Source organism: Psychrobacter immobilis (genome assembly GCF_904846065.1).
In the GTDB taxonomy this organism is placed as follows: Bacteria; Pseudomonadota; Gammaproteobacteria; order Pseudomonadales; family Moraxellaceae; genus Psychrobacter; species Psychrobacter immobilis_H.
The window spans coordinates 609338-634112 of the sequence record NZ_CAJGZV010000001.1; the positions used below are offsets into that span (position 1 = coordinate 609338).

The 24775-nt window shown below is 41.3% G+C and carries 23 protein-coding genes, 1 tRNA gene and 1 other RNA gene; 21 read left to right on the forward strand and 4 right to left on the reverse strand.

Features of this window, described 5'->3' with window-relative positions; translation table 11 throughout:
- Positions 1 to 201: 201 nt before the first annotated feature.
- Positions 202 to 957, reverse strand: coding sequence for a YidX family protein (locus JMW64_RS02590; RefSeq protein WP_201552802.1), 756 nt, complete (start codon positions 955 to 957; stop codon positions 202 to 204).
- A 142-nt stretch (positions 958 to 1099) separates the two neighbouring features.
- Positions 1100 to 1567, reverse strand: coding sequence for an Lrp/AsnC family transcriptional regulator (locus JMW64_RS02595; protein WP_201552811.1), 468 nt, complete (start codon positions 1565 to 1567; stop codon positions 1100 to 1102).
- A 290-nt stretch (positions 1568 to 1857) separates the two neighbouring features.
- On the opposite strand from JMW64_RS02595, the gene rarD reads away from it, so the two are divergent.
- On the forward strand, positions 1858 to 2880 hold the full coding sequence (gene rarD / locus JMW64_RS02600) for an EamA family transporter RarD (protein ID WP_201552813.1): 1023 nt from the start codon (positions 1858 to 1860) through the stop codon (positions 2878 to 2880).
- A gap of 104 nt (positions 2881 to 2984) precedes the next feature.
- Here the strand turns inward: rarD and smpB are convergent, their stop codons facing one another.
- Entirely contained in the window at positions 2985 to 3461 is a 477-nt protein-coding gene (smpB, locus tag JMW64_RS02605) for an SsrA-binding protein SmpB (protein ID WP_011512728.1), read from the reverse strand.
- 358 nt (positions 3462 to 3819) lie between these two features.
- Between smpB and coaD the strand changes: the two genes are divergently transcribed.
- The 20 genes from coaD to JMW64_RS14250 all read left to right on the forward strand — a co-directional run bounded on the left by coaD (position 3820) and on the right by JMW64_RS14250 (position 23789).
- Positions 3820 to 4329 carry a pantetheine-phosphate adenylyltransferase gene (gene coaD, locus JMW64_RS02610; protein WP_201552815.1) on the forward strand — a complete coding sequence of 170 codons (510 nt, stop codon included), beginning with the start codon at positions 3820 to 3822 and terminating at the stop codon, positions 4327 to 4329.
- A gap of 102 nt (positions 4330 to 4431) precedes the next feature.
- On the forward strand, positions 4432 to 4680 hold the full coding sequence (locus JMW64_RS02615; RefSeq protein ID WP_021814308.1) for a YfhL family 4Fe-4S dicluster ferredoxin: 249 nt from the start codon (positions 4432 to 4434) through the stop codon (positions 4678 to 4680).
- A gap of 3 nt (positions 4681 to 4683) precedes the next feature.
- Positions 4684 to 6000, forward strand: a complete 1317-nt coding sequence (gene bioA / locus JMW64_RS02620) for an adenosylmethionine--8-amino-7-oxononanoate transaminase (protein ID WP_201552817.1) — start codon at positions 4684 to 4686, stop codon at positions 5998 to 6000.
- A complete protein-coding gene (gene bioD, locus JMW64_RS02625) occupies positions 5997 to 6737 on the forward strand; it encodes a dethiobiotin synthase (protein WP_201552826.1) in 741 nt (246 codons plus the stop codon). The genes bioA and bioD overlap by 4 nt, the downstream gene beginning before the upstream one ends.
- Positions 6738 to 6850: 113 nt before the next feature.
- Positions 6851 to 7217: RNase P RNA component class A (gene rnpB, locus JMW64_RS02630), an RNA gene on the forward strand.
- Between the two features lie 133 nt (positions 7218 to 7350).
- Positions 7351 to 7427: transfer RNA gene (locus JMW64_RS02635), tRNA-Met, on the forward strand.
- A gap of 235 nt (positions 7428 to 7662) precedes the next feature.
- On the forward strand, positions 7663 to 8475 hold the full coding sequence (locus JMW64_RS02640; RefSeq protein WP_201552828.1) for an ABC transporter permease: 813 nt from the start codon (positions 7663 to 7665) through the stop codon (positions 8473 to 8475).
- Positions 8476 to 8531: 56 nt separating this feature from the next.
- Positions 8532 to 9203 carry an ABC transporter ATP-binding protein gene (locus JMW64_RS02645; protein ID WP_201552830.1) on the forward strand — a complete coding sequence of 224 codons (672 nt, stop codon included), beginning with the start codon at positions 8532 to 8534 and terminating at the stop codon, positions 9201 to 9203.
- Positions 9181 to 10287 carry a capsule biosynthesis protein gene (locus JMW64_RS02650; RefSeq protein ID WP_227694041.1) on the forward strand — a complete coding sequence of 369 codons (1107 nt, stop codon included), beginning with the start codon at positions 9181 to 9183 and terminating at the stop codon, positions 10285 to 10287. The genes JMW64_RS02645 and JMW64_RS02650 overlap by 23 nt, the downstream gene beginning before the upstream one ends.
- Positions 10288 to 10428: 141 nt before the next feature.
- Positions 10429 to 12201: a polysaccharide biosynthesis/export family protein gene (locus JMW64_RS02655; RefSeq protein ID WP_201552834.1), complete on the forward strand. Its 1773-nt coding sequence runs from the start codon at positions 10429 to 10431 to the stop codon at positions 12199 to 12201.
- A gap of 80 nt (positions 12202 to 12281) precedes the next feature.
- Positions 12282 to 14864 (forward strand): capsular polysaccharide biosynthesis protein, encoded by a 2583-nt coding sequence (locus JMW64_RS02660; protein WP_201552837.1) that lies wholly within the window; start codon positions 12282 to 12284, stop codon positions 14862 to 14864.
- Between the two features lie 160 nt (positions 14865 to 15024).
- Positions 15025 to 16269, forward strand: a complete 1245-nt coding sequence (locus tag JMW64_RS02665; protein WP_201552839.1) for a capsule biosynthesis protein — start codon at positions 15025 to 15027, stop codon at positions 16267 to 16269.
- A 533-nt stretch (positions 16270 to 16802) separates the two neighbouring features.
- Positions 16803 to 18599 (forward strand): translation elongation factor 4, encoded by a 1797-nt coding sequence (gene lepA / locus JMW64_RS02670; protein WP_201552841.1) that lies wholly within the window; start codon positions 16803 to 16805, stop codon positions 18597 to 18599.
- Positions 18600 to 18703: 104 nt separating this feature from the next.
- Complete coding sequence (gene lepB, locus JMW64_RS02675) at positions 18704 to 19606, forward strand: signal peptidase I (RefSeq protein WP_201552843.1); 903 nt, start codon at positions 18704 to 18706, stop codon at positions 19604 to 19606.
- 145 nt (positions 19607 to 19751) lie between these two features.
- Positions 19752 to 20144, forward strand: a complete 393-nt coding sequence (locus JMW64_RS02680) for a DUF4845 domain-containing protein (protein WP_227675945.1) — start codon at positions 19752 to 19754, stop codon at positions 20142 to 20144.
- 120 nt (positions 20145 to 20264) lie between these two features.
- Positions 20265 to 21062, forward strand: coding sequence for a ribonuclease III (gene rnc / locus JMW64_RS02685; protein ID WP_201552845.1), 798 nt, complete (start codon positions 20265 to 20267; stop codon positions 21060 to 21062).
- Positions 21063 to 21423: 361 nt separating this feature from the next.
- Positions 21424 to 22389 (forward strand): GTPase Era, encoded by a 966-nt coding sequence (gene era, locus JMW64_RS02690; protein WP_045443844.1) that lies wholly within the window; start codon positions 21424 to 21426, stop codon positions 22387 to 22389.
- 56 nt (positions 22390 to 22445) lie between these two features.
- Entirely contained in the window at positions 22446 to 23222 is a 777-nt protein-coding gene (recO, locus tag JMW64_RS02695) for a DNA repair protein RecO (RefSeq protein WP_201552855.1), read from the forward strand.
- A 249-nt stretch (positions 23223 to 23471) separates the two neighbouring features.
- Positions 23472 to 23603, forward strand: coding sequence for a pyridoxine 5'-phosphate synthase (locus JMW64_RS14245; protein ID WP_406947484.1), 132 nt, complete (start codon positions 23472 to 23474; stop codon positions 23601 to 23603).
- A 21-nt stretch (positions 23604 to 23624) separates the two neighbouring features.
- Complete coding sequence (locus tag JMW64_RS14250; protein ID WP_406947498.1) at positions 23625 to 23789, forward strand: pyridoxine 5'-phosphate synthase; 165 nt, start codon at positions 23625 to 23627, stop codon at positions 23787 to 23789.
- 45 nt (positions 23790 to 23834) lie between these two features.
- Here the strand turns inward: JMW64_RS14250 and JMW64_RS02705 are convergent, their stop codons facing one another.
- Positions 23835 to 24560: a pilus assembly FimT family protein gene (locus tag JMW64_RS02705; RefSeq protein ID WP_227675944.1), complete on the reverse strand. Its 726-nt coding sequence runs from the start codon at positions 24558 to 24560 to the stop codon at positions 23835 to 23837.
- Positions 24561 to 24775: the final 215 nt, after the last annotated feature.

Here is a 24775-nt window from a genome sequence, read left to right on the forward strand (position 1 = left end):
AAAAATGGCACTAAAAAAAGCCGTTATTCATTAAAAATATTAACGGCTCATTTAAAAGCGCTCATTTTAACATGAATTGTCTTCATGATGTCATAAACGATTAGCGATAAGTTATTGATAGTTTAAGTAATCTATGAATAAAAAGGCTTCTAGGAACTAAGCGCATCTTTATTTCAAATCATCGTTTATAGTAAGGATTTGCTACTCTAATAACTGAAATGGGAAAGTGACAACGTCAAAAGCTAAGGCAAAAGGCAATAAAACCAGCTTCTGAGCTGTATTTGCGCCACTACGAGACACTTGATTTTGCTGACTTTGGGTATAAAAGCTCACCGTATAAGGCTTAGTTAAAGGGCGATAATTGGATTGGATTAAGCTGAGGTTACTTACTTGCGGATAGATAGCACCTTTGACAGGAACGCTAAAGCAAAAGCGCTGAGCATTGATACGCTGGTCACTGGCTGAGGTACATTCTTTGCCGTTGTTTTGCAAAAAGAACTGATAGTCAGAACGTTTAAATTCATCTTTTAGTTTGGCATAAGACAGCTTCATCTCACCCTGAAAATACCCATCGTTATTGGGCACATAAAAGTTCATCTCGTTATCGACTTGGATATTTTTTGGCGTTAAGTTGGTTAATAAACCCACCATCTCTGTCCCACCTTGGGTCAGCACATAGCTGTTTTTTTCACCGACGATTACCATGGTCGCGTTGGGCATTTTTGGCAATGCTTGTGCAGGACGACCAAAAGCTACGATTTGATCTTCAGACAACACACTTTTAGTTGTCGTTTTGCTGACTCGATTGTCACTGTCTAATAATGAGCTAGTGGCACAGCCTGAGCTGGCGAGCAATGCCGCAAGGGACGCCACTGATATCACTGTCTTAAAGCTTAATGCTTTTAGTACTGGATTATTACTTTCTTCTTTTCTAATGGTACGGGTGTTTTTAGTCATGGTAAGGCTTCCTTGTCTACTAGGCGATGGACTACTGGTGCGGCATCTATTATTTACTGCCAAACTTTCGTTGATATCGTACCTTGTTTGACCGCGACTTATCTACTTTTAATTAAACAGCCAAGCAGTTTTCATAATCAAATTAATCGAGCAAAATCTTTGTGCCACTTTTAGTAAAGTTCATCACAAATTGGCTTTTAAAGTTGCGCACATTATTCTCATAGGTGAGCAAACCAGTCGTGAATCGATGGTAATCGCTCATATTTTTGGCATTGACCATCAACATAAAATCCGCATCACCAGACACCTCATAACAGCTCATCACCTGTGGCTGCGCATTCATCAAGCGCTCAAACCGATGTTGCATCGAGGTATTTGAGCGCGCCATCTCTATCATCACCACCGCGGTCAGTCCGTAACCAACCTTATTTGGGTCAACGATAGCGACTTGCTTGGTAATGACGCCATTGCTGATTAATGCTTGAATACGGCGCTGGGCAGTAGCGATAGACACATGCACTTGTTCTGCCACCCTTTTTAATGGCAAGGTCGCATCGTCTTGTAATAAATTTAAAATCGCTTTATCGATATCATCTAAAACTTGGCTCATGGTGTTCTCTCTTTTAGAAAGCATTTCATTCACTAGATTTTTTATAATTATTATCACTATAAGTCAAAATATAAGAAAATATTTATTTTCAAAGGCTATAAAAGATAAATTTATTCATAAATAAATTTTTATAGCAATAATCTCTCAGCGACACTCAGTAAAATAGGCGCTATTAATCAAGGTCTAACAATCAAAACTTAGCAATTAAAGCCTAGCAACCAAAGCTTAACCATAACAAGTAAAAGCTCACAGCTGGTTTTCTAATATCTATTTAAACTTACGGTGATTTTATGTCTACTTCAATGCTCTCTACTGTCTTCGCAAATACGCTCGCAACGACTGTCTCACGCTTGCCATTGCCAGCGATTTGGACAGCGGGTAGCGCACAGCAACGCACATTAATTTTGGGCGTCATACTAGCAATCTTGTCGAACCTTTTATTTGGCGTGCTGTATGCTTACAGCAGCTTTTTGGCGCCGTTATCAGGTACGCAAGTTTTTATCTGGCGGATGCTAGCAATGTGGGCGGCATTGATATGCTATCTACTGGTTAGTGGACGTTTAGGCTTGCATGTCAATAAAATAAAAAATCTAGTATCAATTAAACAGTGGGCGTGGTTACTATTGCCGACACCGATATTCTTAAGCCAGTTTTGGTTATTTATGTGGGCACCGGTCAATGGGCAGGGCGTACAAACCGCGATGGGTTATTTTTTATTTCCGCTGATGATGGTTATATTTGGTTGCGTGCTATTTGGTGAAAAATTAAGCCGTTTGCAATGGTTGGCGGTTGCATTTGCTGCATTAGGAGTCGGCAGTGAAATTATCCGTACGCAAAGTGTCTCTTGGGCAACGCTTTGGGTCTGCGGCACGTATCCGCTGTATTATATTTTGCGTCGTCTGCAAGGGATTGGCGCGGTGACTGGATTATTGGTTGATTTAACGATATTCGCACCATTTGCTGTGGCTTATTTGTTTTTATTCGCACCGAGCAGTTTAAGCTTAGTGAGCGGTTCTGGCTTTTTTATCCTGATGCTGGCGGGACTTGGTGTCATGAGCGTGTTGGCCATGAAAACCAATGTGGATGCCAGCCAAATGCTGCCAGTAAATGTCTATGGCATGATGAGCTATTTAGAGCCTGCATTATTATTTATCTTAGCCGTAACTGTACTGGGCAATCCGTTTGAATCAGCGATGATTTATAGCTATGGTTTGATTTGGCTCGGTATTATCTGTCTGATTATGCACGGTATACGTCAATTACGCAGTGCTCATAAACAATCGCAAACGACAAAGATTGCGCCAGTTGTTTGAAAGTTAATAAGTAAGAGTAATCGAATAAATAAAAACGGGCGATTCAGCATAAAGTTGAATCGTCCGTTTTTTTAAGATTAACACCAATCTGTTGAAAGATGGCTTTAATCTAAATCCTTCTTAAAACCACGCTGCTTATCACGTTCCCAGTCACGGTCTTTAAGCGTTTTACGTTTGTCGTGCTGTTTTTTACCCAATGCCAAGCCAATTTGACATTTCACCAGCGAGTTTTTCCAATAGCAGGATAATGGCACGCAGGCATAGCCTTTTTGGTTGACTGCACCCATTAACTTTTCGATTTCGCGGCGATTAAGCAGCAGTTTACGGGTACGTATACTATCAGGACTGACATGCGTCGAGCTGGATAGTAGCGGCTGGATATGCGCGCCAAACAGGAATGCCTCATTATTACGAAAGATAATATAAGCTTCGGTAATGGTCATTTTGCCCGCGCGAATGGCTTTTACTTCCCAACCTTGTAACGACAATCCTGCCTCAAACGTTTCTTCAATAAAATACTCGTGTCGAGCTTTTTTATTGGCACAAATTTGATTCTCTGGTTTTTTTGATTTTTTTGACATAATTTCTCCATAAGGACTGCCTACAAATACAAAGTCCTTATATGACTATTCCTACTGATTCCTCATCCTAACTCAATAAATGGTATTGTCCTTTATTTGGTTTATAAAACGGATGAGTCGAACCGCCTATTGTAGCAAAGCCTCTAACAAAAATGTAAGTCGGCTATTAGGACAAATGTAGCCAATATAGTCGAAGTCATTTAAGGTGGGTACACAGCAATCGGGCGCAAACAGAAGACTGAGTACATTAAGTGAGTTTAAGGCGGTAACTATTTACAAATGCATCGACGATAAGTATTAAGTTTGAGCAAAATTTGCTAGCATATAGCCTAATATTACTGACCCTATTAGCCACGCTATGAGCCACTCTACTTCTTCGAAATTGCATACCAAGATTTTATATCCTGGTACCTTTGATCCTATTACCAATGGTCATGTGGACTTGGTCACACGCGCCACCAAACTGTTTGATGAGGTCGTTATTGCGGTTGCCTCAGGACATCACAAAAAGCCTTTATTTAACTTTGAGGAGCGCGTCGCCTTAGTCGAGACAGTATTTGCTGACTTGCCGCAAGTATCGGTGGTGGGTTTTGAAGGTCTACTCGTTGACTTTATGCGTGAAAAAAATGCCACTGCTGTCTTACGAGGTCTGCGTGCGATGTCAGATTTTGAATATGAATTTCAGCTGGCCAATATGAATCGTGAGCTTGATGAAAACTTTGAAGCAGTGTTTTTGACGCCATCGCAGAATTATTCCTTTATCTCATCGACAATGATTCGAGAAATCGCCAAACTCGGTGGTGATGTGACTAAATTTGTCCCGCCATGTGTGTCACAAGCTTTTGCTGAAAAACTCAATCTTAAATAGCAAAATACCTGCTGACAATGAAGATGTGTTGAATATTTAAACGCATCGAAATCCTCAAAGCCACCGATACAAGTGCTATAAGCAAAATATAAGGAGCAGTCTATGGCGTTATTAATTACTGATGAATGCATCAACTGTGATGTGTGCGAGCCTGCCTGCCCAAACGAAGCCATCTCAGAAGGCGATGATATTTATGTGATTGACCCTGATTTATGCACCGAATGTGTCGGGCACTTCGACGAGCCGCAATGCGTGGTCATTTGCCCTGTGGATTGCATCCCTCATGATCCCAATCATGTCGAGACCGAAAGCGATTTGTTGTCAAAATATAAACGCATTACTGGTCAATAAAATATGACAACATCACTCTTATCTACGAAATCAACGAACGACTTTGACCAGCAACATCTCTGGCATCCTTATGCTAGTCTACCGCCGACTTATCCTAATATTGTGATTGATCACGCTGATGGTATTTATATCGTTACTGAAGACGGCACGCGCTTGATCGATGGTATGTCATCGTGGTGGGCGAGCGTCCATGGCTATAATCATCCCAAACTAAACGCGGCAATTATTGATCAGTTGGGTAAAATGGCGCATGTCATGTTTGGTGGTTTGACCCATCAACCCGCGATAGACTTGGGTAAAAAGCTGCTTGCAATCGTTCCTGCTGGACTGGATGCCATATTTTATGCAGATAGCGGTAGCATTGCGGTAGAAGTGGCATTAAAGATGGCATTGCAATATCAAATTGCCGCTAAGCGTCCGCAAAAGTGCCAATTTGCCTCGACCCATTCTGGCTATTATGGTGATACGTGGCATGCGATGAGTGTCTGCGACCCTATCAATGGCATGCACAGCTTGTATGGTAAACAGTTACCGATGCAGCATTTTGTGCCAGCTCCGCCAATGGGCTTTGAGCGTGATATTAGCCAGTCTGAATATGATGAATTAACGGATTTCTTTGATAAAAATAGCGATCAGCTCGCCGGTTTTATTATCGAGCCGATTATTCAAGGCGCAGGCGGCATGCGTTTTTATAGCCCAGAATACTTACAACTGTTGCGAAAGCTCTGTGATGAATATGATGTTGTATTAATTGCTGATGAAATCGCCACAGGCTTTGGACGTAGTGGCAAGCTGTTCGCTTGTGAGCATGCGAGTATCAGCCCTGATATCATGACGATTGGCAAGGCATTAACTGGCGGTTATATGACTTTTGCGGCGACTTTATGTACGCGTAACATTGCCGATACCATTAGCCAAAGTGATTATCCGGCACTGATGCACGGTCCGACCTTTATGGGCAATCCGCTAGCTTGTGCCGTCGCTTGTGCCTCAATTGATTTAATACTCTCCTATGATATTGAAGCGCGTACAGCAAATATCCAAACAATAATGGAACAACAACTTGCTGTAGCAGCAAAGCTAGACGGTGTTAAGGAAGTACGCTGTCTAGGCGCAGTTGCCGTCATTGAGTTAAATGAAGCGGTTGGTATGCCAATCTTTCAGGCTTTATTGATTGAGAATGGTATTTGGGTCAGACCATTTGGGAAACTGGTTTATATCATGCCGCCTTATATCATCACGAATACTGAGCTTTTGACTTTATGTCAATCGCTATTAAAAGTAGTCAGTATTTATTTAACGCAAAAAGGTCAAGAATGAGCGTTCTCTTTATCTCCGGTATCGATACCGACATCGGCAAAACTTATACGACGGGTATGATTGCCAAAGCGCTGATGCATCAAGGCGTCAATGTCATTACCCAAAAGCTGGTGCAAACTGGTGTCGCAATAAATCTAGATAGTGGCGAGATAGGAATTGCTGATGATATTATTATCCATCGTCAGCTGATGAGCCTTCCGTTGCAACCTTGCGACCTCAATTTCACCACTTGTCCATATCGTTATGAGAAGCCTGCGTCACCGCATTTATCTGCCAAGCTTGCAGGGCAAACTCTTAATCCTGAATTGATTACTAAAGCGACGCAGCAATTGCAACAAAGCTACGATGTGGTGCTCTTAGAAGGTGCTGGTGGATTGCTCGTGCCAATAACTGAGCAATTATTAACCTTAGATTATATTGCAGCTCAAGGCTATCCGATTGTTTTGGTCACTTCTGGTCGGCTTGGTAGCATCAACCATACCTTGCTTAGTTTGGAGGCGATAAAATTTCGCGGTCTAGAAGTTCATAGTGTTATTTATAATCATATTCATGATAATGCTGCTCAGACGGATGCTGAGATTGCAAATAGTACCATGGATTTTTTACAAAATTATTTAGCTGCAAATTACCCCAAAGCGCATTGGTTACAGATACCGTATATAGATGGCAGTCATCAAGCCAATTATGAGGCGTTATCAAAAAGCTATTCATTGTCTTTACCAGTCGATTTCGTCTAAAAGCTTTATGAGTGTGGTTTCTTTTCTATCGCAAAATAGGCTTTTATCTCAAGTCTGCAAATAAATAGAAAACTCATTCCCAATTAGTCGATATGTTTGCTATACTAGCGCGCTTGGTAGACTAGGCAATCGCCGCTGCACACTGGCAACAGATGAGCAGGGGAGGAAAGTCCGGGCTACATAGGGCAGCGTGCCAGCTAACGGCTGGGCAGGGTAACTTGACGACCAGTGCAGCAGAGAGTAGACCGCCTTTAGCATCGCAAGATGTTATCGGTAAGGGTGAAAGGGTGCGGTAAGAGCGCACCGCGTGAATGGCAACATCTCACGGCATGGTAAACTCCACGCGTAGCAAGACCAAATAGGCATCGGCATGGCGCGGCCCGCGTTCGATGCGGGTAGGTTGCTTGAGCGTACGAGCGATTGTGCGCCTAGAGGAATGATTGTCCACGACAGAACCCGGCTTATCGGTTTACCAACTTTTTTATTGTTCGTTTTTATCGTTAGTAGTATAAGTATTTGCCATTAATTTGAATTAAATTCCTATTTCTTGCAGAAAATGATAATTAGGGGTTGACGTCCTTCGCTTCTATCGGTATTATACCGAGCCTTAAATGGCGATGTAGCTCAGCTGGTTAGAGCGCATGACTCATAATCGTGAGGTCAAGAGTTCAAGTCTCTTCATCGCCACCATTTATAGTAAGACTTGCAGTATTAAAGAAGCCAATCCGTTGTGATTGGTTTTTTTTTGTCCAAAATAAATAAGTGAAAACTCTGTTATACAGTCATTTAAATAAATAATCGCTTATAATTACTTACTGTTTTCTTGCTAAATCATAGGTTTATCTGTTTAGGTACAGATTAATTCTTGTAACTTATGTCCCGCTTACTTATCATAGGGGCTGTTTCGGTAAAGTCCTGTAACGCTATGTCTGTACAATTACCCCCTTATCGTCCGATTAAGCATCGTAGTGGCCTTAAAGTCATGGGTGCTGCATTTCATGCACTGCTCATGCGTGAGCTACAAACGCGCTTTGGTGGTTACCGTTTGGGCTATTTGTGGGCGCCGCTAGAAGTTCTTTTTCAAATTCTTATATTTTTGGTTATTTTTGGCGCTATTCGTGAGCGTTTAGTGCCAGGAATGGATTTTTCTTTGTTCTTAGTAGCAGGAATGGTTCCGTTTCGTATGTTTCAAAAAATAGCAACTAGGGCATTAGGGGCTGTTGAAGCTAATAAAGGCTTGTTGATGTATCGTTCAATCAAACACATCGATGTGATTATTGCCCGCTCATTTTTAGAGTTAATCATTTATTTTTTTACTTCTATACTGCTATTAGCTGGTTTGGCCTTTTTCAATATCTATGCCAATCTAGAAAACTTGCATATCGTACTGTTTTGCTGGATTACTTTGTTCATGTTTAGCTTTGGCATCGCTTTAATTATGATGGTAATAGGGTATTATGGTGGCGAGATTAGTAAAGTAGTGACAATATTTTTTACGATACTTTACTTTACCTCAGGTATTGTTTTCCCTATTCACATAGTTCCAGAGCCTTATTTTAGTTACTTATTATACAATCCTCTGATCCATAATATTGAGCTCATAAGACATGCTTTCGCTCCCAATTATCCAGCCTATCATATTGATATAACGTATTTCTTGAAGTGGATGATCGGTGTTAATTTTTTTGGCCTTTTACTTTATAAATTTACAGAAAGAGATATGCTGCGTTCTCGTTAGGTAGCTAGCTTTCTCCTTAGTATTATTGATAGTCATTCAAAAATATAGGTAGATAAATGATCGAGATCAAAAATATTTCCAAATCATTTATGACTAAGCAAGGTCGGCATTATTTATTTAAAGATTTAAACCTGACCATTGGTGATAAAAAAAATGTGGGTTTACTTGGCCGAAATGGTGCCGGTAAATCAACGTTGCTGCGAATTATTTGTGGTCTTGATGAGCCGGATAGTGGTGAAATTATTACCGATTCCACTATTTCTTGGCCAGTAGGCGTAGCAGGTGGCTTTCAAGGTAGCTTAACGGGTCGTCAAAACGTGCGTTTTGTTTGTCGTCTTTATTCAAGCGGGCCTTATATCGATGAAAAAATTCGTTTCGTCGAAGAGTTCGCTGACATTGGTAACTATTTTGATATGCCAGTAAAAAGCTATTCATCAGGTATGAAAGCACGCTTAACCTTTGGCTTAAGCTTAGCCTTTGATTTTGATTATTATATGCTCGACGAAGCCGGTGCGGTTGGTGATGCCGCTTTTCGTAAGCGTAGTGAAGAGATTTTAGCAGCGCGCCGCGAGCAAGCAGGATTTTTAATAGTGTCGCATAACATCGGTGATATTAAGCGTAATTGTGATATTGGTATTGTGCTAATGGATCAAACAGCACACGTCTTTGACGATACAACAGAAGCGATTGAGGTATATGAAGAGCATGTCCACAAAGCGAAAAAATAAGATAATTGACTTCTCGCTGTTTATTGGCTTGGTGATCCTCCCTTGGGTGCTGGTGATCTTTTATGTCATGACGCTTGCCCATCCACGTTTCGTTTCGACTGCTGATGTAGTAGTAAAGCAAGTCAGTGAGTCAAGTGTGCCATCTGGTGGTGGTCTATCTGCTCTATTGGGGGTGAACAATACCAGTAAGGAAGATGCAACTTATCTGACTGAATACATCTTGTCTAATGATATGGTGAAGCGCCTTGATAATAAGTTTAAGTTCCGCGAGGCTTATTATGTGGATGGTTCGGATCCTATCTATGAGATTGATCCTGATGCTTCGCAAGAAGATTTACTCGAATATTTCAAAAGTCGTGTTCATATCAATCTTGATGAACAAAGCTACGTGCTTTCAGTGTCGACAGAAGCTTTTGATTCGAAGTATGCTTTTGAGCTTAATAAAGCGATTTTAAGTGAGTCTGAACAATTCGTAAACCGTATTTCACAAGAGGTCGCGCGTGATCAGCTAGTGTTTGCAGAAACACAACTTGATGAATCACAAGACCGCTTGAATGATGCCAAAGAGCAGCTGCTCAGCTATCAAAATAAAAACGAAATTTATGATCCGCAAGCCAATGCGCAAATCGTCAATCAGCTGATTGGTAGCTTGCAAGCGCAGCTTAGCTCATTGCGCACCGAAGAGCGTCAATTGCTCAGCTATTTGAACCCAGATGCGCCGCAAGTGGTTTCGTTAAGAAGTCAGATCAAAGCGGTTGAAGAGCAAATTGCTCAAGAACAAACCAAACTAACTTCACCGAATACCACCAAATTGAACCGTCAAGCCGTACAGTTTGAGACGATTAAAGCCGATGTTGAGTTTGCCACTGAGTTATATAAGTTGTCACTATCGTCGCTTGAGAAGGCACGCTTAGAAGCCTTTAAAAAGATGAAAAACTTGATTGTGATCTCAACCCCTTATGAGGCTGAAGAATCATCATATCCGCGTCATATTTATATTATTTGGACATCGCTTGCATTGCTTTTGATGCTTTATGGCTTTGTACGTTTAGTAATGGCAGTGGTTCGTGACCATCGTAGCTAGCTTGGAACTTATTTTTTATAGGGTAAATGGTTAACTTGCTACCCTATAAAACGTTAAAGTTTTGATTTGCTTGATAATCGTGAACGATTTGCCAAACCAGATACCAGTAATGATCGATAGATCTGCAAAGGAATACCTCTCATGAATATGAAACCACGTTCTATCGTGACGATGATAAGTTTAGCTATGGCAACGATTAGTATGCCAGCAATGGCAGCAAGCAGTTATGCTGATCAAATAGCAGGGTCTAGTTTTGGTACTAGCAACAATAACATGGGTCAAGACCAAAACCGCAGCAATATTAATGTGTCAACGCAAGCGTTTGCTGGCGGTGTACCAGGACAGGCAACCACGCAAGAAGCGGTTGATGCAGCAAGCTTGCCAAGTCAATCGGTCATCAATACCACCCGTCCTTATCAAGATATTAATACACAGGATATGATGTTTGGTGAGCAGCTGTTTCGTGGTGCGTTTTCTACGACCTCAGGATCAACCTTTAACGACAGCTATGTGATTAATCCTGGCGATAATGTACAGGTACGGATGTGGGGAGCGTATCAATATGCCGCGACCACAACTGTGGATCCGCAAGGTAATATATTTTTACCCAATGTGGGTCCAGTCCGTATTTCTGGTGTGCAAAATGGCAGCCTACAAAATGTGGTTAAAAGTGCGGTCAGTCGTATTTACCGCTCAAATGTTGGCGTTTATGCGTCCTTAGAGCAAGCGCAACCAGTGAAAGTGTTCGTGACAGGTTTTGTTAAACAACCTGGCTATTACGGTGGTCTTGCAGCAGATTCGGTATTATCTTACTTAGATAGAGCAGGCGGTGTCGATCCAACCCGCGGCAGTTATATTGATATTCAAATCAAACGTAATGGTCAGATGCTACAGCAAGTCAACCTGTATGATTTTCTACTGGCGGGTAAATTACAAGCATTCTCTTTTCGTGATGGCGATGTGATTACGGTCGCGCCGCAGAAAAAAACCTTTGAAGTAGGCGGTCAAGTCCAAAACGAATATACCTTTGAATTTGATGTGAACGATCTGACCATTGGTGATGTATTGCAAGTGGCCAATCCAGCAGCGAATGCCACCAACGTTAGTATCACTCGCAGTGCAGGACGTGCACAGACGGCGGAATATTACTCGTTGGCAGAAGCTCAAAACGTGCCTGTTTATAATGGTGATCAGATGGTAGTTACCTCCGATCGTTATGCGGGCACAATCGCGGTGCAAGTAAAAGGTGCGCATACAGGTAATGGTGCCATGGTTGTACCATATGGTGCTCGCTTAAAGGACATCGTGCCACAGCTACAGCCAAGCCCACTCGCTAAACTGACTCATTTGACCATTTATCGTGAGTCTGTTGCTGAGCAACAAAAACGCATGATTAATGAGTCGCTCGATCGCCTAGAAGAGCTGACGCTTGCCACGCAGTCGACCACTCGTGAAGAAGCAGCACTGCGTCAAGACGATGCAGCGTTGGTTAAGCAGTTTGTTGCCAAAGCGCGTAATGTTAAAACGACGGGTCAAATTGTTGTCGTCCCGAATTCGTGGCAGGATATTATTCTGCAGCAAGGTGATATCATTGAGATACCTGCGCAAACGTCTGTCATTACCGTTAATGGTCAAGTACGAGCACAAGGCGCGCTGACCTTTAATCCAGATTATACCGTTGGTGATTATGTTGCCAATTCAGGCGGTTTCTCTGACAATGCTGATGTTAAAGAAATCTTGATTATCCATCAAAATGGCGCCAGTGAGGTGGTCAATACCGCTTATCGTATCCAGCAAGGCGATGAGATTATGGTATTACCAAAAGTCAAAACTAAGCGCGTAGAAATTGCGCGTGGCTTATCGCAAATTGTTTATCAATTAGCCATCGCTGCTAAAGTGGTTCTCGATTTATAACCATTATTGAAAAGTTGTATAACAAGAGAACAAGTCATCTGCATAGATTGATGTAAAAGTAATGAATAAGGGTGTTGAAAATGGCAAAAAGCGCGGCAGATGATGTCAATGTGGCAGTGACCTCTCACTCTGATAATGCACTGCTTTTGCCATCATCCCCATACCAATTGCCACAGCACTTGGCGGTCATTGGTAAGGGTATGCGTCAAAACAATTTACTTTTGTCTCAGGTATTACAAGCAGATATTCAGCGCTGGTATCCGTGGTCAGGTCTACCGCAACGTATCAATGTAGGTAAAACGCTTTTACTGTCTGCATTGCCATTACCTAAGGTTGTAAAAAATCAGATAACTCATTTGTCCAATTCCTCTCTCTCTTTTCAGCAACCCGATGCCTTTATCGGTTGGGGTCGTAAAAAAAGCTATCAACGAGCTAATAACGTGGCTAAGCGGCAAAAGCTTGAGATATTAAGTGTCGAAGATGGCTTTTTGCGCTCATTAGATTCTGGTATTAGTAGCCGTCATGGCCTGAGTGTCGTCGTTGATGACCTTGGTATTTATTTTGATACGACGCATGACTCACGCCTTGAGCGGCTGATTATTGAGCGTACTAAAAATGCTACTACGCCCAATAATTATGAAATAGATGACGCGCGCGCGCGGCACTTGATGGCACGTATTTGTAATGAGCAGCTCAGTAAATATAACGCAGTGATCGATTGTCCGTCATTGGATAAATTGATAAGTGAAGACGGTGTTAATACAACAGCAGATCCCTTGAAATCGCATGTTTTATTGATTGACCAAGTGGTTGGTGATGCTTCTATCACCGGTGCGGGCGCGGATAAACGTCAGTTTAAGAAGATGTTAAAATCTGCGTGTCATAATCATCCTCATGCCCATATTTGGATAAAGGCACATCCTGCGTCAAAATCAGGATACCTGACCCGTTTAAAACTACCTAAGCAGGTTCGGTTATTAACTCAAGCACTCAATCCTATCCAGCTATTAGAGCAAGTTGACCATGTTTATACGGTCAGCTCCCATATGGGCTTTGAAGGGTTGATTTTAGGTAAAGTAGTACATTGCTTCGGAGTCAATTGGTATAGTGGCTGGGGTCTAACTGATGACAGCGGCGCACCCAAAAAGCTGCTTAAAGCGGTCGAGAAACGTCGTCAAAAACTTGTCAGCAAACAGCTAGAGTCTAGGGGACATTCAAATCCTGCGTTGTTTCCTATATCATTTGCTAAAAAAACATCTGCGACGTTAGAAACGTTATTTTATAGCGCTTATATAGATTATAGTCGTTATGTAGATCCGGCCACCAAGCAAGCCTGTGATATTGATACAGCGATAGAATGGTTAGTGACTAATCGATATTGGCAAGCGCGCCTTGAAGGGGATCTCACGATATATGAATTTAGTCGCTGGAAATTACCCTTTGTAAAAGCTTTTACGAATCTACCGCGTACGACATTATTTATCAAACCCAAGCCACGTCTAAAGAATTTACTGCATCCTGATCATTTTCGTGTTGATTATCAGCAGCCTCTATTAGTGTGGGGTTTGGCCAAACGCCAGCAAGTACAAAATAAATTACAGCGTAAGCTTGAGAAACAGCCACATTTATCCATACCGTCTATATACTGTATGGAAGATGGGTTTATCCGCTCAAATGGTTTGGGCGCGACGTTGTTAGCACCGTTGTCGGTCGTCATAGATAAAAAAGGTATTTATTATGATGCGACCCAGCCCTCAGATTTAGAGACGTTGCTACGCCATTGTCAAGCACTGAACCCACAGCAAAGTGTCCGTGTACAACAGCTGCAAGATAAATTGCTGAATCAGCGGGTGAGTAAATACAATGTTGGAGCTGATGTCGCCAGTGCCAATAACCAGCATACTTCTTGGATGTATGAGGCTAGAGTATCTGGCAAGCGCCGTCTGCTTATCATCGGTCAAGTCGAAGATGATTTATCGGTGCAGTATTGCGGTTCAACCATCAAAACCAACAGCGGCTTGATTGAGCGTGTATGCCAAGACAACCCTGAGGCTTATCTTATTTATAAGCCGCATCCTGACGTTGAAGCAGGACTAAGGGCTGGTAAGGTTAGCGCAGATTTTTTACAACAGGTCAGTGCCGTCGCCTATGATACCGCGATGCCTGATTGCTTAGAGTGTGTTGATGAAGTACATACGATTAGCTCATTGACTGGCTTTGAGGCGTTGCTGCGCGGTTTAGACGTTACTTGCTACGGCTTACCGTTTTATGCTGGTTGGGGGTTAACGGCAGATATTGATGCCCAGTTTTCACCGAAAGCTGACTATTTAGAGAGACGAAAACGCGACACTGCATTAACGTTAGAGCAATTGTTATATTGTGCGCTTATTCGCTATCCCTTATATCGTTTACCTAATGGCTACGGGCTTGCACAAGTAGAGCAAGTGATTGACTATTTATACCCTCCTAAAAGCGCTCCTTTGCTTAAAGATATTCATAATACAGAATCTCAAGCGCAAATATCTAGCCCTATAAATAGCTCGGTTAGCCATGCGACTTCAATTTTATCAGCACTACCTGCAAAGCTTAAACGCCAAGCGACGACTCGTTTTATGCAGCAGCGTCATCAATGGCAGCAGCGCCTGCGTCAACTATCTCGTTAGATTGCTCTAAAATTGTGCCGTAAATCCACTGCGACAAGTATGGCGTTTTTGGGTATAATCAGTGATGATTAACGTGTATTCACACAGCTTAATATTCATGTTGTTTAATAAATACTCACGCTTTTATCCTTCATCTTCTCATTAATGGTAATTCAATACTATGGCAGCTTCGATGTCTCACTTGCTTACTCATCGACACGTCTTGCTGTTACAAGGAAAGATGGGCGGATTCTTCAACCGTTTTTCGACATTTTTGCAAACTCAAAATATTAAAGTTAGTAAGATTAACTTTAATGCAGGTGATGCATTCTTCTATCATCATGATAATACGTATGAGTACACCGATACGTTAGCGCAATTCTCTTCTTGGTTACAGCTGTTTGTTCAAGAAAATGATATTGATGCGATCGTCTGCTTTGGGGATTGTCGTCCGCATCATGCCCAAGCTGCATGTGTCAGTGAGCAGTTGGGCACCTCTTTTTTCGTATTTGAAGAAGGCTACTTGCGTCCAGATTATATTACATTGCAAGAATATGGCATCAATGGCTATTCGCGCTTAAATACGGCGGATATCAAGGCGCTCAAAAAAGCCAATGATAAACCACTGTATACCCACAATCGTTTTTATCGTTTGAGTATCGCTGCTATTGTCTATTATATTATCGCTTGGATTTACAAAAGTCGCTATCCGCACTATTCGCATTATCGTGGTATGACAGCATGGCAAGAAGCGATAGCTTGGCTCAAAGCACCATGGCGTAAACTGCGTGGATATTTACCTGACAAGCGATTGCAAAATAAACTGACAAAACAACAAAGTAATAATTATTTTTTAATTAGTTTACAAGTGCATAATGACTCGCAGATTACGCATCATAGTGACTATCGCGATGTGGTGCAGTTTATTGATGAGTCTATTGCAAGCTTTGCAGAGTACGCTGATAAGAAGCAATTACTAGTCTTTAAGCATCATCCGCTAGATCGTGGTCATCGAGATTATCGCGAGCTGGTATCTAGCTTGGCTAGACGCTATCAAGTGGCTGATCGTGTGTTTTATGGTTGTGATATGCACCTGCCAACCTTGATGAAATATAGCATTGGGATGGTAACTATCAATAGTACGACAGGTTTGCAATCGGTCTATCATAAAAAACCTACTAAGATCATGGGCCGCGCGATTTATAATACGCCTAAGCTGATAGATCAAAAACCATTGAATGAGTTTTGGCAACAACCTAACCGCCCAGACAATGAGTTTTATCTTAGATTTCGTGAATACTTGATAGAGCAAACTCAGTTAAATGGCGCTTTTTATGGTAAGTCGCCATGGATATATAAATATCTGCATCAAGCAGGACGTGAGGCCATAGAAAACGATCTATCCAAAACCAATACTCCTCAGTAGATTATTAAATTTTAACAGTAAGTTAGGGCATGTCCTCAATTCAATCAATGAACATTTAAATGGTCTAGAAATGGCTGTATTTTTTAGACATCGTTAAATAGCCGAGTGATATCCCGATATTAACGGCACTATTGCCCTTGTTTAACGGCAATTTATCTTATTTCTACCTCCATTTCTAAAATGAAAACATGCTTTAGCATGTGTCCTAACGAAGTTAATAAAGGGCTAATAAGTGGCTTGCTTTCTATCTGTACAGTTATCCGCTCGTAAATTCATTTGTAAATCATCCTTCTGCTAATAAAATCGCCTTACTTTATAGTAGAAAACTGCTAGAATACTCTTTGATGCCTGCGCGTAATAGCTAGCGTCCTGAGCGGTTGATTGGAGATGAGAGTATTGGCGAATAAGCTGATTCTAATTGTTTTCTCTTGTTATTGCTCCCTTAATGATGGACAGCTATTTTAGCGGTTGTGCCTGACAGCATTCATTTCTTAATTTTATTATTCTATCACCCTTAATTTAGTAGGCGCTTTGTGACTGCATTAGCAAATATTCGTAACTTTTCAATCATTGCCCACATTGATCATGGCAAGTCGACGCTTGCTGATCGTTTTATTCAAATGTGCGGTGCCTTGCAAGATCGCGAGATGCAGGCGCAAGTACTTGACTCTATGGATATTGAGCGTGAGCGCGGTATTACCATTAAAGCGCAGTCGGTAACTTTATTCTACGATCATCCTAATGGTGAGCGTTATCAGCTCAACTTTATTGATACTCCAGGACACGTCGATTTCTCTTATGAAGTATCGCGTTCACTAGCGGCTTGTGAAGGCGCGCTTTTGGTCGTTGATGCGGCGCAAGGGGTTGAAGCTCAGTCCGTCGCTAACTGTTATACGGCCGTTGATCAAGGCTTAGAAGTCATGGCAGTACTCAATAAAATTGATTTGCCACAAGTTGAACCTGAACGCGTTATTCAAGAGATTGAAGACATTATCGGGATCGATGCTGTTGATGCGCCACGAGTCTCTGCTAAGTCGGGTTTAGGCGTCGATAAACTACTTGAGGCACTGGTTGAGTTCATCCCTGCACCGACTGGTGATCGTGATGCACCCCTACAAGCATTGATTATTGACTCTTGGTTTGATAATTATCTAGGCGTTGTGTCATTGGTTCGGGTACGTGAAGGTACTATCCGAAAAGGTGATAAACTTTATATCAAATCAACCAAAGAATCGCATTTAGTTGGTTCAATTGGTGTCTTTACGCCTAAGCCTGTAGATACGGGTATCTTGGAAGCAGGTGAAGTCGGTTTTGTTATTGCTGGCATCAAAGATATCGCTGGCGCGCCAGTGGGTGATACGATTACTCATGCTAAAACGCCCGATGTTGAACGTATTCCTGGGTTTAAACAGATTACGCCGCAAGTTTATGCGGGTATGTTCCCTGTTGATTCTACAGATTTTGAAAAATTCCGTGAAGCGCTACAAAAGCTGCAAATTAACGATGCTTCGTTGTTTTTTGAGCCAGATACTTCTGATGCGTTGGGCTTTGGTTTTCGCTGTGGCTTCCTCGGTATGCTGCACATGGAGATTATCCAAGAGCGTTTAGAGCGCGAATATGACTTGGATTTGATTACTACTGCGCCGTCAGTTATCTATGAGATTGTAAAAAAAGATGGCAGCATCATTTATGTTGATAATCCATCAAGACTGCCTGAACCTAATAATATCGAAGAATTTCGTGAGCCAATTGCCCGTTGTCAGATTTTAGTACCGCAAGATTATCTTGGTAATGTGATGACGCTTTGTATTGAGCGCCGCGGTGTACAAGTTGATATGCGCTTTATGGGTCGTCAAGTACAGCTGATATTTGATATTCCAATGGGAGAGGTGGTCATGGATTTCTTTGACCGTCTAAAATCTGTCTCTCGTGGATTTGCCTCACTTGACTATAATTTTGAGCGTTATCAAGTCGATAAATTGGTTAAAGTAGATGTATTAATCAATGGCGAAAAAGTCGATGCGCTGGCCATGATTGTTCATGAAACCCAATCACGCTATCGTGGAAATGCGTTGGTGACTAAGATGAAAGAGTTGATTCCGCGTCAGATGTTTGATGTGGCAATTCAGGCGGCGATTGGTAGCCAAATTATTGGGCGTAGTACAGTGAAAGCCATGCGTAAAGACGTCCTAGCTAAGTGTTATGGCGGTGATGTGTCGCGTAAGAAAAAGCTATTGTCTAAGCAAAAAGCGGGTAAGAAACGTATGAAGCAAGTCGGTAATGTGGAGATTCCACAAGAAGCCTTCTTAGCGGTATTGCAGGTTGAGTAAGTCATTACTAATTGACTGGTCAACGATAGTTTTGTTGGTGTAATTAGTGGCGCAGTTGATAGTATAGATAGCCAGATAAGTCGCTCGTTAATAGGCAATTGAGTATGGATTTTGATTTTAATTTAATTTTAGTACCGTTAACCATTGGTTTGGGTATTATTTGGCTATTAGATAAGCTGACCCTGAAACAGCGTAAAACTCGCGGGCGTGGTCAAGAAAGTCTCTTGGTACGCTGGGCTTATGATTTTTTCCCCGTATTGGCAGTGGTGTTAATAGTACGCTCGTTTTTGATTGAGCCTTTTAATATTCCCTCATCTTCTATGGTGCCGACATTATATACGGGCGATTTTATTGCGGTTAATAAGTATGCCTACGGGGTGCGCCTACCGCTGACGTATAACAAAGTTCTGGATACTGGCGCGCCTGAGCATGGTGATGTGGCGGTATTCCGCTATCCTGAAAACCCAAGTATTTATTATATCAAGCGTGTCATTGGTTTGCCTGGTGATACTGTTAGTTATGATCAAGGGACACTTTCTATCAATGATGTCCCAGTTGACACTAAGCCTGTCGATTTTGCGGCGAACCCTGAGTTGACCTCACAGCTTTATTTACCAGGACAAATTGGTCCAGGGCAAGTACTGACCGAAGACAGTGCGGCAGCGATGGGTGAGCAAGAAGAGGGTGAGGCGCAATACTTTCAGGAAACACAAGGCGAAAACAAGCATCTTGTTCGTTACTTGAATGGTATGAATAGTTCCCAATATGCACCATTTTTACAGCAGCAATCGCCAGAGGTGGTTAGCTCAGCAGGCACCAAATGGCGTATTAGCGTTCCAGAAGGTCAGTATTTTGTGATGGGCGATAACCGCGATCGTAGTGCTGATGGTCGGTTTTGGGGATTTGTTCCTGATGAGAATTTAGCGGGTAAAGCGGTTTATATCTGGATGCATAAGCCACCAGGACTTAATTTACCAACCTTTGAACGCAATGGTACTATTGATTAAGATTATGTCATTAAGATTATGAGACGCTCTATTGGTTGATTTATCGATAATAGTTTTATGCTAATATTGTTGCTATCTAATAAATGGCTACCTAGTATTTCGGTAGCTCCTAAAAATAGTTGTTTACCAGTAGAGGGATATCATAGTGCAGCAATTATCTGGAATCGCCACACAGCGTGGTGCTAGCGTAACGAGTATCGTTTTAATTATTCTTGTGTTAGGAGTTGCTGCCAAATTGATGGTTGCTATCATACCTGCTCAGATCGGTGATTATCAATTGACCAAGACCTTAAGCGCACAGCTTAAGGAAGCAAATAATAATAATGAGACGGCCAAGCAGTTTGTCGAGCGTGTTAATAGACAGCTATCTATTAATGCTGATTATGATACTCAGGCGGAAGATGTATTTACTTTTATTGATAAAAAGACGGGACAATTGGCTATTCGTAAAGAATATGCAGTCACCAAAAATTTCTTTGGTAATGTTGATATCGTCAATCGCTTCGAAGGTGATATCGATATGACAACAGCAGAGTAACTAAAAAGAGTGTTAGATCACTCTTAAACTTTTTAATATCTGAATGTCTTTATAATATTCATTAATCCATACTATTACTAACCAAATCAGTAAAACAGAAGGGATAACCACAAGCCACGCATGAAACCAACTTTGCAGCATTCCCAAGCGATTCCTACTCCTCAACAAAATAGCACGTCTGTCGACACGCTGATTGTTAGCTCAGAATTTATTCAGCAATTAGCCGTATTAACACGCAAGTTAGGCTATGTGTTTAAGGACTTGAGTCTCCCCAAACTTGCGTTGACACACCGCTCATTTGATAGCAAAAAAAATTATGAGCGTTTAGAGTTTTTAGGAGACGCTCTGTTAGGAATGATTGTGGGTGAGGCTTTATATCATCGCTATCCTAGCCAAAATGAGGGTCGCTTGACTCGTATGCGTGCCACCTTGGTACGTCAAGAATCATTGGTCATTATTGCGCAAAACTTAGAGCTCTCTAATCATCTGATATTAGGGATAGGTGAGCGTAAAGGTGGTGGGCGCAATCGCGCTTCTATATTGGCTGATGCCGTGGAGTCGTTGATTGGTGCTATTTATTTAGACAGCCAAGATTTGGATATTACTCGCGATTGTGTTCTCTCATGGTATGGTGATTTGATTGACAACGTTAATGACCAAAAAGCGTTAAAAGATGCCAAGAGTCGATTGCAAGAGTGGCTACAATCTAAGCAATTTGATCTGCCACATTATGAGCTAATGGAAACACGTGGTAACGCGCCGCATCAAATTTTTGTTGTACGTTGCCATGTTAATATCAATAACTGTGTTGATATTACTGAATCTGGTGAGAGCCGCCGTATCGCTGAACAAAAAGCAGCAGAATTAATGATTAACCAATTGCATAAACTGCCGAGCCCAGCTAAAAAGCGATCCTAACTAGGATTAACCTATGAATCGCACATACCACTTTTTTTGACAGTATATGTTAAATGACGTTTCAAAAATCGTTTATTTGAATTAGCGTAAACGTCACACATTTCAAAACCTTAAATATTTCCCAGCCGATGATAGTTTTGCTTTTTTAGTGCTGATACAGCCAATACATCATTAAGCACCATTTGACTGGGTATAAATTCTATAGGATTAACCTATGAGCAATCGTACTGACTTGCCATCCAATGATGAAGATAATGCCAAAAATATGACCGAAAACACAGAATTGAATCAAAACCAAGATAATATCGATACTACTAACGATGGCATCAATCAAGCAGAAGATACTACTGTAGACAACGATATGGCAATTGAAGAATTCTTTGCCCCTAGTAGTCATGCAGGTATTGCTGATGATTTTAAAGCGGGTTATGTCGCGATCGTTGGACGTCCAAACGTTGGTAAATCGACTTTGATGAATCACTTATTGGGTCAAAAGCTGTCTATTACATCACGTAAGCCGCAAACGACTCGTCACCGTATCCACGGTATTTTGTCAAATCATGAGATGCAGGCAGTATTTGTTGACACGCCGGGTATTCATCGCAATGAAGTACGTGCTATTAATGAGCGTATGAATAAAGCTGCAGTATCTGCATTAGTAGATGTTGATTTGGTGTTATTCGTTGTTGATTCAGATCAATGGCGTGATGATGATTTGTTGGTTTTACAAAAGCTTGGCGACACCAATTTAAATGTGGTATTGGTTATTAATAAATCTGATACCTTAAAAGATAAAGGCAGCGTGTTGCCACTGATTGAAACGTTTAATGACAGTTTTGATTTTGCCGATATCGTACCAGTATCTGCCTTAAAAAACCAAAACCTAGATCGTCTACAAGAAGTGATTGCTTCGCATCTTCCTATTGCTGCTCCTATCTATGATACCGAGCAAATTACTGACCGCTCAGAACGATTTTTGGCCAGTGAAATTATCCGCGAAAAAATTATGCGTAGCGCTGGTGACGAAGTGCCATATGACTTAACTGTACAGATTGATGGGTTCAAAGATGAGCCTGCGCACACTGATCCAAAGACAGGGCGTCCACGTAAGGCTTGTACTTTCATCGATGCAACTATTTATGTTGAACGTAGTGGTCAAAAAGCCATTGTGATTGGTGATAAAGGTCAGCGTATTAAGCAAGTTGGTATGGATGCTCGTAAAGATATGGAGCAGTTGTTTGATAAAAAAATCATGCTGACACTGTGGGTGAAAGTGAAACGTGGCTGGTCTGATGACGAACGTGCATTGACTAGCTTAGGATATTGATTGAAGAATAGCGCTTTAATCACTTTTCTATATGCTCGATGCTGAGGTAATAAGAAATGCGCAATGAAGCGTTAGTCGGTTACTTATTGCATCAGCGTCCTTATCAAGAAAAGCGCGCCTTATATTATCTGTTTTCTCAGCAACATGGCGTGATCCATGGTATTGGGAAAAAAGGCGCGCCATTGTTCATGCCATTGCAGCTCTTTTCCACTGGTAAACGAGATTTAAAAACGTTTAGTCAGATCAATATTGCATCGCAACACACAACTCAAACAGGCATAGCAAAAGATGATGGCATTGCCACTGTTCTAGAAGCACTGCCCTACGAAAATATTACAGGTCAACATCAATATGCGGCGTTGTATTTAAACGAAATACTATGGCGGTTGTTGTCGACTGAAGATCCAATGCCAGTATTATGGCTACATTATCAGGACAGTCTGTCTCAGCTTAGGCGACCTTTGAGCGCCAACGAATTACGGTTGTGCTTGCGCCAATTTGAGCAGCATTTATTCAATGAGTTGGGTTTTAGCTTAATGTTGACTCACGATAGTGTTGAAAACATCATTCAGCCTGACGATTCTTATCGTTTTTTACCTGATGTTGGTTTAGTGCCTGTCTTGCAGAATGATATACAGACTGAGCATTTAGATAATACTATGGGGCAAATTTTTTTCAAAGGTACTGATATCATTGCGATGACGCAGTTAGGTATTACTGACAAAACCTTAAATAATTGGTCAAAAATGCATCGACAGCTTATTGACCATTTACTGGATTATCAACCATTGCAAAGCCGCTTACTGTGGCAGCAGCAACAGCGTTACCAATAAATAATAGTACCATCCTCAAAGTGCTATAACCAATCTGATTGGTGCTGAGACTGTCTAAAGTTTCATATTCTTGTACCGTTGATCAGTCAATTGGGTTTCGTTATCAAAAAAATCTCTTATGACCACTGCTTCATTACCTTCATCTAACAACCCTTTGCAAAAACCTTTATTAGGTGTAAACATTGATCACTTAGCAAATCTGCGTTAAGCGCGTGGGGTTAGTTATCCAAGCCCTTTAGCCGCCGCTCTTTGATGCGAGAAGGCGGCGCTGATGCTATTGAGTTACATACAGGCGCTTATGCTGAGGCAAGCTTGGTAGCCGATATGGACATGCAAAAGGCTGAGCTGAAACGAATTAAGCAAGCTCTTGCTATTGCTTAACGCAGTGATAATAAGCTCTTAATTAACGCAGGTCATGATCTAACACGTGATAATGTGAGTGCTATCGCACAAATTGAGGGTATTTATAAGTTGAATATCAACCATGCATTCATTGCAGGCGCTGTACTTGTAGGACTCGAGCAGGCAGTTATTATGATGAAAGAAGCAATGTATATAGATCTATAGAGCTATCAAAAAATGCCAGTGGTAACTTATGTCATTGGTAGTTTTTTATTCGTCACATTCAGTGGGATGATCTTCATTAAGTTTTTGTTTAACAATACCTCCTTGGTTAAATGATATTAGATACATTGCTTCATTATAAGCAACGATGGGACAGTATTTTATATGGCCAAAATGTCCTCGTGGTTTGCCACTATCACCCCAAAATTTGGTGTAGTGGCGTCGACTTCCAACTCGTAAACTTAGCTTACTGTATTTAGGATTTAAAGACTGCTGAATAACTAATGAATCTACCTGAGCATCAAAGTGATTATTGTCATTTTTATCTATGAATAACAAAAGTGTCTTATCGCTGTCTCTATGGCAGCGCCCTCCAGTATCAGACAAGCAAACAATGACATTCTGTCTTCTGATGTAACTCTCAGCCTTGGCTAAGGCAAGAGAATTCTCTAACTGACTTTGAATCCGTTTGGCTTCCATACGTGCTAATTGCGTTCGTATGACTGGGGCTGCGATCGTCACTATAATTGCTAATACACATACAGTGACGATAAGTTCAACCAGCGTAAAACCCTTGTTATGTCTATTAACAGTGCTTGGGTCTGTTCTGGTAGTTGTATCGGCTGCTCTTTTATAGATATATACTATATATCTATGATAAACATAAAGAATCAATCGGCTTTGAGCTAGCCTGTGCTTATTTGAAGTAAAAACCCATAACATAAATGCTGAGAGCTTTTTATAACTTGATAATGTTTTATGCAGCAATGCCATGAGGCTTGTTACCTATAATAAGTAGTTTAGTTCAATAAAACAGTCTCGCTTCTTTAAATGTTATTCAATCCAATCATTGCGTAAAATCGAGCCAATATGCTCGTGAAATTTTAGAGTAATGATCAAATTTATGATGTATGAAATAATGTTGAGTGATATAATATAAACAGAATATATGTCTACTGTCAAAAAATGTTTCAATTAGTGAATGACTG